The following is a 15,692-nucleotide window of genomic DNA, read 5'->3' on the forward strand; positions in this document are numbered from 1 at the left end:
CCGACCGATCTCTCAGAGAAAGAGTGCTCCATGGCTACGACATCCCCGGCGGGCCCGCCCGGCACCGCCCGCCCGGCCACCGTGCACTGGGGCAAAGTGGGCGCCCTGGTGGGCGGTCAGGCCTCCGTCCAGGGCGGGAGCTTCGCGCTGCTCATCGCCATGAACTGGACCGCCGTACAGATCGGCGGCACCACCGCGGTCACCCTCCTCATGCTCGCGGCGACCGTCCCCCGGGCCCTGATGCTGATCTTCGGGGGCGCCGTGGCCGACCTGCTCGGCCCCCGGGTCGTCCTGCTGCGCGCCACGTCCGCGCGGCTGGTCGTACTGGCTGCCGGGGCGCTGGTGGTCGCCGGGACCGACCGGCTGTGGCCGCTGGCCGTGGTCGCGGTGATCGAGGGCTCCCTGCTGGGCCTCGCCGGGCCCGCGTCCGGCGTGCTGATGCCGCACCTCGCCACTCGGGAGCACCTGGCCCGCGCCAACTCCCTCTACGGCATGGTGCTGCGCGTCGCGCCGATCGCCGGAGCACCCGCGGGCGCCTGGCTGATCACCGTGGGCCACCTGTGGGTGGCGATGGCGGCGGCCGCCGCCGGCTGCGCGATCTGGCTGGCCTGCGCCGCGTACGTCACCCGCGGCTTCACCCGGCCGCGCCGCGAGCCCGGGGTGTCGCTGCTGCGCCGCTCCGGGGACGGGTTCCGGCTGCTGGCGGCGCACCCCCGGCTGCGCTGGATGTTCGCGACCTCGTTCTGCATGGACCTCGCCTTCAGCTGGCCGGCGGAGGTGGCCCTGCCGCTGCTGGTGTCCCAGCGCGGCTGGGGCGTGGGCGCGGTCGGCGTGGTCCTGGCGTGCTTCGGTGCCGGCGCGCTGGGCTCCAGCGCCCTGGGCGCCGCGTTCGCCCACCGGATCCCGCTGTTCGTACGGCTGGTGGTGACCGGGGCCGGGCTCGCCGCGGGCATCCTCGTGATGGCGCTGATGCCTTCGGTGGCCTCGCTGGCCGCCGTGGCCGCCGCCGTCGGCCTGCTGTCGGGGCTCAACGGCCCGGCGATGGTGACGGTCTATCAGCAGGCCGCACCCGAGGCGAAGATGGGCGCCGCGATGTCGACCCTCGCACTGGCCGGCATCGGTACGGCACCGGTCTCGATCGCCCTGTTCAGCAGCATCTCGCTGGGCCTCGGGGTGCAGTACACCTGGCTGCTGTGCGGCGCGGTGGCCTGCCTGTCCCCGCTGGCGGCCCTGTGCGCGCTGCGCAGCCCCGCCGACGCCGGCGGGGAGGCCGGTGCCGCAACCGCTGCCGCTGCCACCCCCGAACCCGTTCCCGACAACACCCCTGCCACGGTGTGAGGTTGACGACATGCACGAACTGATCACGCCCGCCGCCCCGACTCCCGTCGCACTGAGTCCCGTTGCGCCGGCACCCGCATCCCTCACTCCCGCGCCGACACCCGCATCCCTCACTCCCGCACTGACTCCCGTACCCCTGGCGCCCCTCCCTGCGGCACCCGCGCCGCCGGCCGTGGTGTACGTCGCACCGCCCCCGGTCTCGCGCCTGGACCCGGGCACACCGCAGGTGTGGCTGGTGGACACCGCCACGCACCGGGTCACGGCCGCCCGGCACGCACCGGGGGTCCTCGACCGGCAGGAGCTGGCCCGTGCCGCGGAGTTCCTCCACTCCGCGGACCGCGACGCGTATCTCTGCGCCCACGTCGGCCTGCGCCGCCTCCTCGGCGGGTACCTCGGCATGCCGCCCCGCGGGGTCACCGTCTCCCGGGCCCCCTGCCCGGGCTGCGGGGAGCCGCACGGCCGTCCCGTACTCCCGGGAGACGCACTGCACTTCTCGCTGTCCCACTGCGACGGGCTCAGCCTGCTGGCCTTCGCGACCACCCCGGTCGGCGTGGACGTGGAGGCCGTACCGCCCCTGCACACGGTCGCGGAGACCGCGGACGTCCTGCATCCGCGCGAGGCGGCGGAACTGGCCGCCCTGCCGGCCTCCGAACGCGCCCTCGCCTTCACCCGGGTCTGGACCCGCAAGGAGGCGTATCTGAAGGGCCTGGGCGTGGGCCTCTCCGAGGACCCGGCCGCCGACTACCTCGGCTCGGGGCCCCGGCCCGCGCCCCTGCACGGCTGGTCCGTGACGGACGTCCTGGTCCCGGAGGGGCACTGCGCGGCGGTGGCGCTGCGCCGGCCGGACCCTCCCGCCCCCTGACGGGCGCCCGGATAGCATGCGCCCCATGACCAGGATCGACATCCGCCCGGCGGCGCAAGAGGACATCCCGGCGATCGTCGCCATGCTCGCCGACGACGAGCTGGGCGCGACCCGCGAGACTCCGGGCGATCTCTCGCCCTACCTGGCCGCGTTCGCCCGGCTCCGCGACGACCCGAACCAGCTGGTCGTCGTGGCCGACCGGGCGGGCGAGGTCGTCGGGACCCTCCAGCTCACGATCATCCCCGGCCTCTCCCGTACGGCCGCGACGCGCTCGCTCATCGAGGGCGTCCGCGTCCACCGCTCGGAGCGCGGCCACGGCCTGGGCGCCACCCTGATCGAGTGGGCCGTCGCCGAATCCGCCCGCCGGGACTGCAGCCTGGTGCAGCTCACCTCCGACGCGGCCCGCCCCGACGCCCACCGCTTCTACGAGCGCCTCGGCTTCACCGGCTCGCACATCGGCTTCAAGCTCCGGCTCTGACCGCACGCTGCGCCCGCGCCGCACGCGCCCCCGCTGTCAGAGGCATCCCCCATGATGGAAACGGCACCGTCCGCCCGGCCGACCGGGCGGTGCGCGGAGGTGCGCGGGGGTGAAGGGGGACGCGCGTTGGAATACCTGTCGGAGTACCTGACGGAAGCCGGGATCCGGGAGCATTTCGGTCTGTCGGAGGAAACCTGGCGGTGCATCAGCTCGCGGCCGGACATGCTCGCGGCGGTCGAGCCCCGGCAGGGGGACGGGGTCGCGACGTGGTCGTGGCAGAGCTTCGCCCGCTGGCTGGCCCGTACGCATCCGGAACTGGCCGGCGCGACACCCGAACTGCTCCGCCCGGGCACCGGCTCTCCCGGCGGTCCCCGCTACCTCGGCGGCCGGTACCACACCGGTGAGAGCGGCGCGGGCGGCGGGGGCGGCGGGGGCGGCGGAATCAGCCGGGACGACGACGGGTTCCACGACGGAGTCCACGTCGGCGAGCACTTCGCCGGGGTGTGGCAGACCGGCCGCGGCGTCGTGGCCGTGGTGTACCCGCGCCACCAGGCCTTCGCCCCCGGGCACGCCCTGAAGTGCCTCGGCGACGTCGGCACGGTCGTGATCGTCCAGCACGGCTACGACCTCGACGGGCCCGAGCTCCGGGCGGCCGACCGGGCCCGCCCCGACCTGCCGTACCACCCGTCGTGGCAGGAACTGTCCGCCCACGTCGGCGGCCCCGTGCCCTGGTGGCCCTCCGGGCTGCGCCGGCCCTCCCACCTGACGGCCTGGCGGCCGGGCGACGCGCCCGTGCCGGTCGAGGTGGTCACCTGGCCCTCCTGGGAGCCCCTGTACGACCTGGCCCGCTCGGAACCGCCCGGCACGCCGCTGCGGCAGGCCTGCTTCACCCTCGGCCGGCGGATCCGCGCCGGCGGCGTCGAAGGAGTCCTCGGCGAGGTCGAGTTGCTGCGCGACCATGCCGACGCCGACGGCGCACTCGGCCTCCGTCGCGCTGCCCAGCGGGCGGCCATGGTGCTCCCGGCCTTCCCGGATCCGGCGGATCCGGGACCGGCGGAGACGGCCCCGGACGACGTGGTCGCCGTCGGCCTCGCCGAACTGTGCGAGCGTACGGACGACGCGGCCCTGGCCTGCCTCGAGCAGATCAGCATGTGGAGCGGGAGCAGCGACCTGCCGTTCGGCGGCAGCTTCCACGTGGTCCGGCAGCGGGCCACGCGCCCGGCGGCCGAGTGGATCAACCGGCTCCGCAGGGTCGATCCGACCGCCGTCCACTTCCTCCAGGAGGGCTCCGGGGAAACGGTCGGCACCTTCGTCGACCCGGTCACGGGAAGCCCCGTCGTGGCGTCCCGGGGGAAGTTCATGTTCAGCGACCGCCGGGAGATCACCTACCACGGGAACGCGCCCAAACAACTCCCCGCGGGGTCCGTGCTGAAGGAGGTCATCCTCGACGACCCGGTCTGGGTGCGCACGCAGGACGGCGTGCTCTACCCGGCCCCGAGCATGGACGCGCCGGGGCTGTCCTGGGGTTACGGCGGCTCGGGCCCCCGTACGCTCGCCCACTGCATCGCGCGGCTCCTGGACGACGGCGGGGCGCCCGCGGTCACCTACGGCACGCGGCACGCCTCCGAACCCGGCCTGGAGGCGTTGTTCCGTACCAAGCACAAAGCGGGGACCCGCATATCGCGGCGCCGCCTGGAAGACGTCCGGGCATCGTCGCCGACCACCTCCTGAAAGGCCGCCCCACCCCATGCCGGCACGACGCAGGCCAGCCCACTGGCAGGTCGCCGACCACTTCGAGAGCGAACGGGAAGCGGAGGTGTACCGCGACGCCGTCGACGCCTGCCTGGCCGAGCCCCCGGTCACCCGGCGGCTGGGCAGGCGGCCCGCTGCGACCGCGGACAACGTCCGCGCGGTGCTGCTGACCGAGGCCAACGTCCGGCGGGCCCTCGACCCCTGCCGCGGCACGCTGGAGCGCTTCCGCCGGTCGCTCGGCCGGTACGAGCGCACCCGGCTGCGGCGCGCCTACCACCACGACCGGCCGGCCCCGGAGACGGCGCTGCTCCTCGGAGTGCTGCTGTTCGCCCTGCTGATGGCGTTCCTCGCGCCGTGGGCGTACGCCGCGGCGAGCCTCCTGCTGCCCGCCGTCACGGCTCTCGCGATCCGCCGCCACCCCGTGTGGCGCATGCACGTCCGCGACAACCTGTCCGAACTGACCCTCCAGCCGGTGGTGTTCGCCGCGCGCGCCCGGGCCGACTCCCGTGCCCGGATCTGGCGGCGCGACCTCCAGTCGCACGGCGTCGGCCCGCTGGTCGACCGGGTGGTCGAAGCGCTCCTGGGCGAGGACCACGACTCCCTGCTCCTGCCGGACAGCTACGAGGGCCTGCGCTCGCCGCGCAACCGGCAGTACGTGGTCGACGGCGAAGCGGCCCGGCGCCTGGCCCGCAAGGTGGCGCAGCTGGAGAACGGCACGATCGCCGTCAGCGGGCCTCGGGGCGCCGGCAAGTCCACGCTGCTGGAGACCAGCGCGGACGAGGCCGACTTCGCCGTCCTCGTACAGGCGCCGGCCACCTACGCACCGTACGAGTTCCTCCTCTCGCTCCACATCAGGCTCTGCGAGCGCTATCTGGAGGAAGAGGGCTACGACGTCCCCGAGTTCACCCGCCTGTCGCCGTTCCGCCGCGCGGCCCGGCGGGTCCTCCCGGCCGCCGGCCGGCTGGCCCGGCACCTCGCCTTCGCCCTCCCGGCCGGTGCGCTCGTCGTGCTCGGCCTCGCCGCCACCGCCCGCTCCCTCGTCGAGCAGTACGGGCCGTCCCTGCGCGGCCGGGGCTCCCGGCACCTCGACCGGGCCACCACGCTGGCCCAGGAGGTGTGGCGCGGCCACGAAACCGGGGTGGCGCTGGCCGTCACCGTCGCCGGACTGGCCCTGTGGCAGCTGCGCCGCTGGGACAGGCTGGCGTACGTGGCCGGGCGTTCCCGGTACACGGCGGGGGTGATCGCGGGCACCGTCCTGATGGTCGCGGCACCCGCCTCCCTGTTCTTCGACGACGACATGCACAGGCTCGCGAGGAGCGGCGGCGGTTCCGCCGCCGAGGCCGGCCTGATGCTGCTCGCGTTCGCACTGGTCACGATGACGGCCATCGAGGACCTGGAGATCAGGATCGGCTCCCGCTTCGTCCTCAAGGACGAGGTGCGCAGACCGCTCGCGGCCGTCCTCCTGGCCGGCGTGCTGGTCCTGCTCTACCGCATGCCGGTCGTGCACGGCATCGCCACCGACCCGGGGCACCTGATGCGCTTCGTCTGCTACCTGACCGGCGTGCTGCTCCTCAAGGCCGCCGGGTGGTCCCTGCCGAGGAAGGAGCCCGCCCTCGTCACGGAGTGCCGCAACCACCTGTACCGGCTCCAGACCCTGCAGACCGCCACCTCGGCCCTCACCGCCGGAGCGCCCCAGCTGCTGACGGCGCAGACGACGTCGCTGTCCACGCTGCCGCCCAACTTCCCCGAGCTGGTGACCGACTTCCGCGAGCTGCTGACGCGCATCGCCGCCGCGCAGTACGCGCAGCAGGGCCGCGTGGTGATCGCGATCGACGAGGTGGACCGGCTGGGATCCGACACCCAGGCGCTGGCGTTCCTGAGCGAGATCAAGGCGATCCTGGGCGTGCCGCACGTGCACTACCTCATCTCGGTCGCGGAGGACGTCGGCGCGTCCTTCGTGCGCCGCGGGCTGCCGCACCGGGGCGTGACCGACAGCTCGCTGGACGACATCGTCCACGTCCAGCCGTGCAGCCTGGACGAGTCGAGGGCCATCCTGGCCCGCCGGGCCCCGGGGCTGTCCGATCCGTACGTGGTGCTCACCCACTCGCTCTCCGGGGGGATCCCCCGGGACCTGATCCGCTACGGACTGCGGGTGATGGAGATCAAGGACAAGACGGACTCCGTCGAACTGACCGAGATCTCGCGCCGGCTGATCCTGGAGGAGCTGGCCGACACGATGGCGGGGTTCCGCACCCTGCTGGCCAAGCAGCAGTGGACTCCCGAGACGAGCGAGCTGCTGCTGTCGTTCCGGAGCCTGATGGGCCACCTGCGCCGCGGCTGCCCCTGTCACGACGACGAACTCCGGACGGCGCTCACCCACATCTCCTTCTACGACCTGGACCGGCACCTGGGCGCGGCGGCGGGCTCCGTGCCGGCCGAGGCCCGCCAGCTGATCGACGAGGCCTCGGCCTACGTCTTCTTCTCCCTCACGCTGCTGGAGATCTTTGCGACGCCGGGGCTGTCCCGGCGCCGCGAGGCGGCGGCTCCGGATCCGGACGGCGATCCCGACCTGCTGGCCCAGGTCCGCCAGGAGCTGGAGGTGTCCCCGTACAGCACGCGCCCCCTGATCACCGCCATCCGCGCGGCCTGGAGCCTTCCGCCGGCCCCGCCTGCGGGCCCGGCCGTCCTCCCGCGCCCGCGCTCGGGCAACTGCCCGCTGCACCCCAGGACTCCTTGAGCGGGGGGCGCTGGCCATACGCCACACCATCCATTAACTTAGGCAAGCCTAACCTAATGGAGATCCTGATGGAGGTCCTGATGAGTGCTGCCGCCCTGCCCCCGGCCGAACCGACCCTCGCCGAACGGACCCGGTCCGTGATGGCCCGAGCGGTCTCGCTGACCGTCACCACGAACGGGCACCGCTGCGACCTGATCGGCCTCCACTCCGTCAACGAGCGGGGCCAGGTGCGGCTGACCGTGCCCGCCGACAGCCTGCCGGCGGCGCAGGCCGCGTGCGCGCCGCGCGGATCCCTAGCCGCGCTGGTCGAGTTCACCGACATCGCGCCCGTCGCGGTGCGCGACCGCGTCCGGGCCCGGGTGACCCTCTCCGGGTGGCTCACCCCCGACGGGGCGGACCACGATGCCGACGAGGCGGCCCTCCGTCTCGACACCGCGCGCGCCACCTTCGAAACGCGCGTACAGGCCACGGCCGTCGGCCTGGACGAGCTCGTCCTCGCCGAGCCGGACCCGCTGGCCACCGACGAGGCGGCCCTGCTGACGCACCTCGCCGACGACCACCAGGACATCGTGACCCAGCTGACCCGGCTGACCGACCCCTGGCTGCTGCGCAACGTCGTACGCGTCCAGCCCCTCGCCCTCGACCGCCACGGCATCACGCTGCGCTGCGACTACGCCCGCAACCACCGCGACGTACGCCTCCCCTTCCCGGCACCGCTGCGGGACGCCTCACAGGTCGGGCACCAGATCCACCACCTGCTCGCCGCCGCCCGAGCCTGCCGCCACGGACGACGGCTCCCCGCCCGCCCGTGACACGACGTCACGGTCCGCTCAGCTGGAGGGACGCCCACAGGGCGACGGTCGACGCACCCAGCGCCGCCGGGACGGTGAGCAGGCCGAGACGGGTGAACTGCCCGAGCCTGACGTCGTGTTCGTGATGACGGGCGATGCGCCGCCAGAGCAGGGTGGCCAAGGAGCCGGCGTAGGTGAGATTGGGCCCGATGTTGACCCCGAGGAGTACGGCGAGGACGGCCCCGGGGCCCGACTGCGCGGCCAGCGGTACGAGCGCCAGCACCGCGGGCAGGTTGTTGATCAGGTTGGCGAGCACGGCCGCCAGGGCCGCGGTGCCGAGGAGGGCCGGCAGCGAGGCGCGCCGCGGCCGGGGCTCTCGGCGGCAGCCGAGGCGATGGCGAAGCGGCCGCCAGGAACCCGATCACCGGCCCCAGCCGCTCGGCCTCCTCGCGGACACCGTCGAGCGGAATCGCCCCGCTGACGACCACGACCCCGGCGGCAGGCACGGCAAACACCGCCTCGGCCTATCGGAACGGCCGCACCACGGCACACCCGAGCACGACGAGCAAGGCACCCACGGAAACGAACGCGACGAACATGCACCCGATCATCCCCGCACCGCCCACCACCCCTGCGGCCGCCCCGGCACCCCCTCAAAAACCGCCGGGCACACCAGGTCAGGCGCCCCTCACGACCGGCTCCAGGATCGCCACGCACTCCACGTGGTGCGTCATCGGAAAGAAGTAGTGACGCACCTGCAGGACAAAACAGCAGGTCAGAGGGCCGCACCACTCTAGCGACGGGACCCGTGCGTCAAACCAGCGTCACAACGGAATATGGAATGGCGCGCGATGCTCCCAGCACAAGGCTCTGCAACCGCTGGCGAGCGCTTGCGCGGCGGCATACAGCCGCCGCCAACTTACTCTGCAAGAGCGCAACGACCACTGATGCGGTGCACATCCTGCCGACCCAGAGTCCGTCCCCTTCTGCATCTTCATGGGGACCTGGCAGCTCGGCCGCTTCGAGGACCGCGTCGACAGCCACCGGGACGCGGCGGCCCCGCTGTCGGCCGCCGAGCGCACGGCCGCCCCGCTGGAATCCTTGCTGCCCGTGGACAAGAGCACCTCGGGGCGGACGGCGACGGTCACCGGGACATACGCCGACCAACACCCGTAACGCCGCCGCCTCGTTCGACCTGCTCGTGATGGTCGACGGGGACACCGTCTTCGAGCCGGACGTGGTCCGGCTGATCGTGCAGCCCTTCGCCGATCCCCGGGTCGGCGCGGTTCCGGGCAACGCGAAGGTGGTCAACCGCATCGGGCTGCTGGGGCGTTGGCAGCACATCGAATACGTGGTCGGCTTCAACCTCGACAGGCGGCTCTTCGACCTCGCCGAGTGCATGCCGACCGTGCGCGGCGCGGTGGGCGCGTTCCGGCGCGAGGCTCTGATGCGGGTGGGCGGGGTGAGCGGCACCACCCTTGCCGAGGACACCGACCTCACGATGGCGCCGTGCCGGGACGGCTGGCGGGTGGTCTACGAGGAGCGGGCCAAGGCCTGGACCGAGGCCCCGGCCTCGCTGGGCGCCCTGTGGAAGCAGCGCTACCGGTGGTGCTACGGCACCTCCCAGGCCATGTGGAAGCACCGCGGGGCCCTCGTGCAGCGCGGCCAGGCCGGCAAGTTCGGCCGCCGGGGCCACCTCCACCTGCTGATGTTCTGATGTTCCAGGTGCTGCTGCCACTGCTGGCGCCGATCGTGGACGTGTTCGCCGTCTACGGGCTGATCTTCCTCGACCCGGTGCGGATCGTCGGCCTGTGGCTGGCCTTCCTCGGCGTCCAGGTCCTGATGGGCCTGTACTCCTTCCGGCTCGACGGGGAGAAGGCCGGCCCGCTGTGGAGCCTGCCGCTCCAGCAGCTCGTCTACCGCCAGCTGATGTACCTGGTGGTCATCCAGTCCGTCTGCACGGCGGTCGCCGGCTCCTGGCTGCGCTGGCAGCATATGGAGCAGTACGGCAGCCTGCAGGTCTCGGTCGCCTCAGGCGACTCCCGCTGACCGGCCCGGCCGTACCTGACCGGGCCTGGTCAGGTACGGCCGGGCCCGCCCGGCTCACACGAAGCCGCAGTCGCTCAGTCAGTCACTCGGGTGGTCACCTAGGTGGATCTGACCTGCCACTACGAAGTTGGGATGGCGGGATTTGAACCCACGACCTCTTCGTCCCGAATGAGGTCCACCCAAGATCGGCACCTGCGCAAAGGGGATTCCCCCAGGTCAGCACCTTGGCCATGGACGGTCTGGGTGAGTCTCAAGGGGCCTCGAGGTGCAGACCGGCTCCCCGCTGGCTCCCAACCACCGACGTCGTCACGCCCGTGATCACTCGCGATCCGCCCGGATGGCGGGGCCAGTGCTGTGGCGGTTCCTCGCACCGGCCCCGGAGTCAACTACGAGCAGTCGGTCTGACCGGAGCCGCTGCCCGTCGTGTCGGCGGCGTGAGAAGCAGCCGTTGGACATAGCCCCGTGATCGGTCTGCTGAGGAAGGAGATCAAGTCCCCTCCGAGGTGCGGTACGGGATCTCCAGAGAGTGCTCCTCCAGGCTGCGGAGGATCACCTGCCCATCTCGTACCTGGTTGATCAGAAACAGCTCCCGCGTCCGGCAGTCCGGACAGAGGCTTGCCATGGCCAACGGCCAGAGATCGACTGGCCGGCCGGAAGGGTCGCTGTCGACGTAGATCCGGTCCGGCCGTAGGGGGAAGGTGGTGGACCGCTCGAATGGTTCCCAACTCGGATGGCTCCCGCGGAGCCGCAGGCCCGCGGTGCGATAGGAGGAGTCATCGAGGTACTCGCAGCGCTCGACCCAGTACCACTCGATACCCGATAGCCAGTTGACCGAGCTGATGGCCGAAACCACGCGTGGTTCGAGTTTCTCCACGTCTTCGTCGATCTCGTGGTTCATGCGGACGCCGTGGGCATGGTGGGAGTGGTTGCGGAAGTCCTTGATCTCCTCTAGGAGCGCTCGCGTCGTGTCACGTTCCCGGATAGCCGCCAGTTCCGACAAGACAGGGGTCCCCACTTCTTCCAGGAAGCGGTCGATGAGCCAGAGCCAGGTGCCGAAAGTTGCACCGTTGCGGAACTGCTGGCGAAGAGAGCGCGTGAAGCCGTTGTGGTGTGAGATGAGTTCGCTCAGAGCAAGGATGCCCAGCGTACGTGCGGTGCCCTCACCGAGCTTGAGCAAGCCGTCCTTCCGCTCGGCCGGGTGCGTGCTGACGCGGTAGCGGCGGGCGAGAGCGGCCATGTGGAAGGGGTAGCTTGATTCCGCCCGCCAGATGGGGTCATCGAAGGGCCGGACCAGCTGTCCCGCGAGCCGAGCCTCATGAGAGGTGAACCTTATGGTGGTTCGGATCTCCTCACTCAGGGTCTCGCTGCCGGAGAAGATGTTCGGCAGGATGCCCTCGGTCGCAGCCCGCAGGGCGCGGCGTGCCTCCTGCACCTCCTCCAGCAGGTCGTCGACTGCTGTGTCGGTGACCAGGTCCACAGGTACGGGGGTGTCGAGCAGATCACGGACGCGCGGAAATGCGCCGCTGTCCTTTCGGGAGTTGAGCCACTCGCAAAGCACTCTGCCGCGGCCTTGCATCGGATGCAGCACGAACAACGGGGTGACAGCGTCGCCGAATCCCGCGGGGAGGAGCCTCCAGTTGCCGATGCGACCTACGAGATCACCGCCCGAGCACGGGGCCAGTTCGGAGTCATCCAGTTCCGCGTCCGGAAGTTCAACCGCTGAGTCAACACTGTGCAGATGTGGTGCCGTGAGATGCTTGGGCGGGGCCAGTGCCTCTCCATCTGGTGCCGGACGGTGCAGTTTGACCCTATCCGTTTCCAATCGGGCAAAGTTCTGCAGTGGTTCGAAGGGGCCGTCGAAATCCGCCACGTAGAAGAGCGTCGACGGAATCTCACATCCCAGTCGAGTCCGGTCGGGGTCGATCCAGGCATCGGGCGTGTGGGGCTGGATCTTAGTACGGAGGTACTCCGCTGGTTCCTCGTGGAACGGCAGGGAGACTGAGCTCCGCAACTCAACGTCGGGCTCCGGTGCCCCACGCCGCTGCTGGAGCTCACCGTCGTCGTCGCGCACACCCAGCGCGTTGCGAACGGCCTTGTCGAATGCGCTTCCGCCAGGCCAGGCCAGGCCGGCCGCTTCGACGGTACGGCGCAGCGCTGTGCGTGCGTCGGAGCTCGTCTTCCATGTCGTACCTACGAGTCCCCGGAGTGCCGAGAGTAGCGCCTCGGGGTCAGCCGTCCGCTGGACTGGCCGCAGAGCGGCGAGCCGGTCGAGGGCTTCCTCGGAGAGCTCGAAGCGCAGTCGCAGCGGACGCTCGATGACGATCTGGCGATAGAGCAGGTCCTCGTTCTGAATGATGCGCACGTGGTCGCGCTGGGATCGGGTCGGGGAAGGAGAGAAGGATGTGGCTTCGCTGTAGAGCCTGACGATCTCGGTGAGCTGATCGGGGCCAAGGTACTTGCGCTTGCCGCCGACGGACTGGCGCATCTTCTGCCAGTGGTCCTGGGCCTTGACGAGAATGACGCGCCCCTGGCGGGTGGTGGGCTTGCGGTTGCTGAGCACCCAGACGTACGTGTTGATGCCGGTGTTGGAGAGGAGCTGGTCAGGCAGGGCGACGATGCCTTCGAGCCAGTCGTTCTCGACGATCCACCGTCGAATGTCGGACTCTCCTGACCCAGCAGGGCCGGCGAACATGGGCGAACCATTGAAGGCGATCGCGATACGGCTGCCGCCGCGGCCGGATTCGTCCACAGGCTTCATCTTCGAGAGCATGTGCTGGAGGAACAGCAGGGATCCGTCGTTGATACGAGGAAGTCCGGCACCGAAACGACCTTGATGCCCGTCGTAATCGTGCTCGGTGCGGACGTATTCCTCGACCTTTTTCCAATCGATGCCGAACGGGGGATGGGCCAGCAGGTAGTCGAATCGTTCCCCTGTGAATCTGTCCTCACGAAGAACGTTTCCCCATGCCATCCGCTCCGGGTCGCGTCCACTCATCAGCATGCTGGAGTAGGCGATTGCCCAGCTCTCATGGTTGAGTTCCTGCCCGGACAAGCGGACACGAGCCTCGGGATTGATTTCGGTGATGCGGTCTGCCGCCTCACCGAGCAAGCCGCCGGTGCCACAGACAGGATCGTGGATCGTCCTGATCACTCCGGGAGCTGCGAGTTGCCCCAGATCGGGCTCCATGACGAGGGCGGCCATGAGCTGGCTGACATCGCGAGGCGTGGTGTGCTCGCCACTGGTCTCGCTCGCGTGCTCGCCGAAGCGGCCTACCAGATCCTCAAAAATGAGGCTCATCTCGTGGACTGAGAGAGCCGGCCCCAGATCCAGGTGCTGGAATCGAGCGACGGTGTGGTATAGCAAATCGGATTCGGTCAGGCGCTTCACCGTGATGCCGAACCCGAAGCGCTCGAAGACGTCCTGGATGTTTTGGGAAAAGCCGCGCACATAGTCGAGCAGGAGTCGCTCAGTCATTTGCGGATCAGTGACGACGTCCGCCAGAGTGAAGCGGCTGGTGTTATAGAAGGGGTGGCCGGAGGCATGCCGGAGTATGGCGCTCGAATCCTGGCCGCCGTGGAGCGCAAACTTCTCTGCCGTGTCTAGAACTTTCTTCCGGGTGGGAGTAAGGAGGCAGTCGAGGCGCCGAAGCACGGTGAACGGCAGCACTACATTGCCGTATTCGGACCTTTTATAGTCGCCGCGAAGTAGGTCCGAAACCGACCAAATGAGTCTGGAAAGTTGCGTTACCGAATCACTCATGCGTTCCCCCACCCTGGACACGTGATACTTCCGCTCTCATCTGGCCGTCCACCACGACCGGCCATGAGGAGCCTACGTGGGGGAGGCGACGGAGCACGCAGGTGATTCGGGCAGCCCGAGGTGCAAGCAGGGGCCAAGCAGCTGATCACTCTTCGTAGAGGACGAGACTCGGCAGGAGGGTCCAAAGATATGCCGGAAACGTTCCTCACAGCCGAAGACACCCTACGCGTCAGCGCCGACGGAGCCGAAGACGCCACGGCCCATCAGCCCAGGTCCTGGCGAAGGCGGCAGAGATAGGTGTCGATCTGCGGCAGGCCAGGCCAGTCGCTTCCCCGCAGGCGGGTGGTCTCTGACCTGAGCCGTTCTCCGACCTCCAGTGCCTTGGGGAGGCTTTCCGTCGCGGCGTACAGACTCATCTGCCGTGCGAGGGCATCGAGGTGGCGGTTGACGGCGTCTGTGTCGCTCGCTTCGGGCTTGGCCTTGCTGACACGGTCAAAAGCTCGGATGGCGGCGGTGGCTTCGCCGAGCTCCATCAGGCACTGCGCGGCGTAGTACCAGCACAGCTGGGCTTGCTCGTCATGGCCACCGTAGAGGTCGGTGTAGTGATGGGCGAGCGGCTCGAAGAGCGCGAGGGCCTCGCGGTGGCTTCCGGCCAGGAAATTCACTTGGGCGAGGCTGAACTGCATACCTTCTCTGAGCTCCGGGTCAGCAGCTCTCGAGATGGCCTCGGCAAGTGCGTCGGCTGCCTGGGTGAACTGGCCATCCTGTGCCAGCCGCGCTGCGCGGTCGGAGACCGCGTCCGCCTCTTGTTCGCTCAGTGCGGCGGGGACTGCCGCCGGCCCCTGCAGTTCGGCTGCCGATGAAGGCGCGAGCGGCGAGGGAACGACGACGGTGGGGATGTACGAGGCAGCGGCACTAGGGCTGGGCGCCCGGCCTCCGAAGGGTCGCAGGAACGGCAGACGGGGGTCGAGGATGCCCTCGTCGGTCGCGGCGTGGGTGCCGGTGGGGGCGTGGACGAAGGGCAGGAGGGCGTCGTAGACCTCCATCGCGTCCAAGCGCTGCTCGGATTCCTTGGTGAGCATCGCCAGCAGGAGCTTCTCGATATCGGCCGGCACATCCGGGCGTAGGGTGCGGATGGGCGGGGGCGGGGTGTGGACGTGGTGCCACATGTGGGAGCGGCTGTCGTCGGGGGTGAACGGCGGCCTGCCGGTGAGCAGTTCATGGAGCACGCAGGCGAGGGCGTAGACGTCTGCGGCGGGACCGACGGCGTTGGCCAGGCTCTGTTCGGGGGACATGTAGGGCGGGGTTCCTACAGTCATGCCGACCTGGGTGAGGCGGGGCAGAGTGCCGACTCCGCGCAGGGCGGCGACGCCGAAGTCGAGGACCTTGACCACGCCTCCCGGGGTGAGCATCAGGTTGGACGGCTTGATGTCGCGGTGAACGATGTCGTGACGGTGGACGGTGTCCAGGACGGAGGCAATCTGGGCGCCGACGGCCGCTGCCCAGGAGACCGAAACCGTCTCGCTTTCGTAGTCGGTCTCGTCGATGAACGTCTGCAGTTCGCGTCCCTGCAGGAGCTGCATGACGACGAACAGCCGTCCACTGGCCTCGTCAGTTCCGGTGTCGTAGACGGCCGGCACACCCAGGTGCTCGATGCCGGCCGTGATCTGGACCTCGCGCAGGAAGCGGGCACGGCGGGTCTGCAGGGTCTCCTCGAAGGCCGCTCCCTGGAACCCGGGCGGAACCGGGCTCTCGGCCAGCATCATCTTGACCGCGACCCGGCGGTCCAGGCGCTCGTCGTACGCCTGCCAGACCTCGCCCATGCCGCCCGCGCCGATGGGCGTGTGCAGCCGGTACCGGCCCGCGATCACGCGGGCCGGTACGCCGGCGTCGAAGCTCGGCGTGCCGCCCTGCACCATGCGAGG

8 protein-coding genes and 3 pseudogenes are annotated in these 15,692 nt (G+C 70.4%); 8 read left to right on the plus strand and 3 right to left on the minus strand.

Annotated elements, in window-relative coordinates; genetic code table 11:
- Positions 1–30: 30 nt before the first annotated feature.
- The 6 genes from ACZ7H1_RS33115 to ACZ7H1_RS33140 all read left to right on the plus strand — a co-directional run bounded on the left by ACZ7H1_RS33115 (position 31) and on the right by ACZ7H1_RS33140 (position 7,979).
- Positions 31–1,338: an MFS transporter gene (locus ACZ7H1_RS33115; protein ID WP_470791719.1), complete on the plus strand. Its 1,308-nt coding sequence runs from the start codon at positions 31–33 to the stop codon at positions 1,336–1,338.
- Between the two features lie 172 nt (positions 1,339–1,510).
- On the plus strand, positions 1,511–2,200 hold the full coding sequence (locus ACZ7H1_RS33120) for a 4'-phosphopantetheinyl transferase family protein (protein ID WP_470791720.1): 690 nt from the start codon (positions 1,511–1,513) through the stop codon (positions 2,198–2,200).
- Positions 2,201–2,225: 25 nt separating this feature from the next.
- Complete coding sequence (locus tag ACZ7H1_RS33125) at positions 2,226–2,678, plus strand: GNAT family N-acetyltransferase (protein WP_470791722.1); 453 nt, start codon at positions 2,226–2,228, stop codon at positions 2,676–2,678.
- A 126-nt stretch (positions 2,679–2,804) separates the two neighbouring features.
- Positions 2,805–4,409: a hypothetical protein gene (locus ACZ7H1_RS33130; RefSeq protein WP_470791724.1), complete on the plus strand. Its 1,605-nt coding sequence runs from the start codon at positions 2,805–2,807 to the stop codon at positions 4,407–4,409.
- Positions 4,410–4,425: 16 nt separating this feature from the next.
- Positions 4,426–7,167 (plus strand): P-loop NTPase fold protein, encoded by a 2,742-nt coding sequence (locus ACZ7H1_RS33135; protein ID WP_470791725.1) that lies wholly within the window; start codon positions 4,426–4,428, stop codon positions 7,165–7,167.
- Between the two features lie 80 nt (positions 7,168–7,247).
- Entirely contained in the window at positions 7,248–7,979 is a 732-nt protein-coding gene (locus ACZ7H1_RS33140; protein WP_470791726.1) for a DUF2470 domain-containing protein, read from the plus strand.
- Positions 7,980–7,986: 7 nt separating this feature from the next.
- On the opposite strand, the pseudogene ACZ7H1_RS33145 reads toward ACZ7H1_RS33140, so the two are convergent.
- Positions 7,987–8,310 (minus strand): annotated as a pseudogene (locus tag ACZ7H1_RS33145) (ArsB/NhaD family transporter); the annotation flags it as partial.
- Between the two features lie 623 nt (positions 8,311–8,933).
- On the opposite strand from ACZ7H1_RS33145, the pseudogene ACZ7H1_RS33150 reads away from it, so the two are divergent.
- Both ACZ7H1_RS33150 and ACZ7H1_RS33155 read left to right on the plus strand, forming a co-directional pair.
- A pseudogene (locus ACZ7H1_RS33150) lies at positions 8,934–9,125 on the plus strand (SURF1 family cytochrome oxidase biogenesis protein); the annotation flags it as partial.
- A pseudogene (locus ACZ7H1_RS33155) lies at positions 9,124–10,007 on the plus strand (glycosyltransferase family 2 protein); the annotation flags it as partial. The pseudogenes ACZ7H1_RS33150 and ACZ7H1_RS33155, both read left to right, overlap by 2 nt.
- A 487-nt stretch (positions 10,008–10,494) precedes the next feature.
- Here ACZ7H1_RS33155 and ACZ7H1_RS33160 read toward each other — a convergent pair.
- Together ACZ7H1_RS33160 and ACZ7H1_RS33165 are read right to left on the minus strand one after the other, a co-directional pair.
- Positions 10,495–13,767, minus strand: a complete 3,273-nt coding sequence (locus ACZ7H1_RS33160; protein ID WP_469292540.1) for a type I restriction-modification system subunit M — start codon at positions 13,765–13,767, stop codon at positions 10,495–10,497.
- Positions 13,768–14,030: 263 nt separating this feature from the next.
- Positions 14,031–15,686 carry a protein kinase domain-containing protein gene (locus ACZ7H1_RS33165; RefSeq protein WP_470791728.1) on the minus strand — a complete coding sequence of 552 codons (1,656 nt, stop codon included), beginning with the start codon at positions 15,684–15,686 and terminating at the stop codon, positions 14,031–14,033.
- Between the last annotated feature and the right edge of the window lie 6 nt (positions 15,687–15,692).

The organism is Streptomyces sp. NPDC037401, from assembly GCF_055602345.1.

Excerpts from the sequence above, each read along its gene's own strand:
- ACZ7H1_RS33125 (WP_470791722.1), top strand. The coding sequence starts at position 2,226 with ATGACCAGGATCGACATCCGCCCGGCGGCGCAAGAGGACATCCCGGCG.
- ACZ7H1_RS33115 (WP_470791719.1), top strand. The coding sequence starts at position 31 with ATGGCTACGACATCCCCGGCGGGCCCGCCCGGCACCGCCCGCCCGGCC.
- ACZ7H1_RS33135 (WP_470791725.1), top strand. The coding sequence starts at position 4,426 with ATGCCGGCACGACGCAGGCCAGCCCACTGGCAGGTCGCCGACCACTTC.
- ACZ7H1_RS33140 (WP_470791726.1), top strand. The coding sequence starts at position 7,248 with ATGAGTGCTGCCGCCCTGCCCCCGGCCGAACCGACCCTCGCCGAACGG.
- ACZ7H1_RS33165 (WP_470791728.1), bottom strand. The coding sequence starts at position 15,686 with ATGGTGCAGGGCGGCACGCCGAGCTTCGACGCCGGCGTACCGGCCCGC.
- ACZ7H1_RS33160 (WP_469292540.1), bottom strand. The coding sequence starts at position 13,767 with ATGAGTGATTCGGTAACGCAACTTTCCAGACTCATTTGGTCGGTTTCG.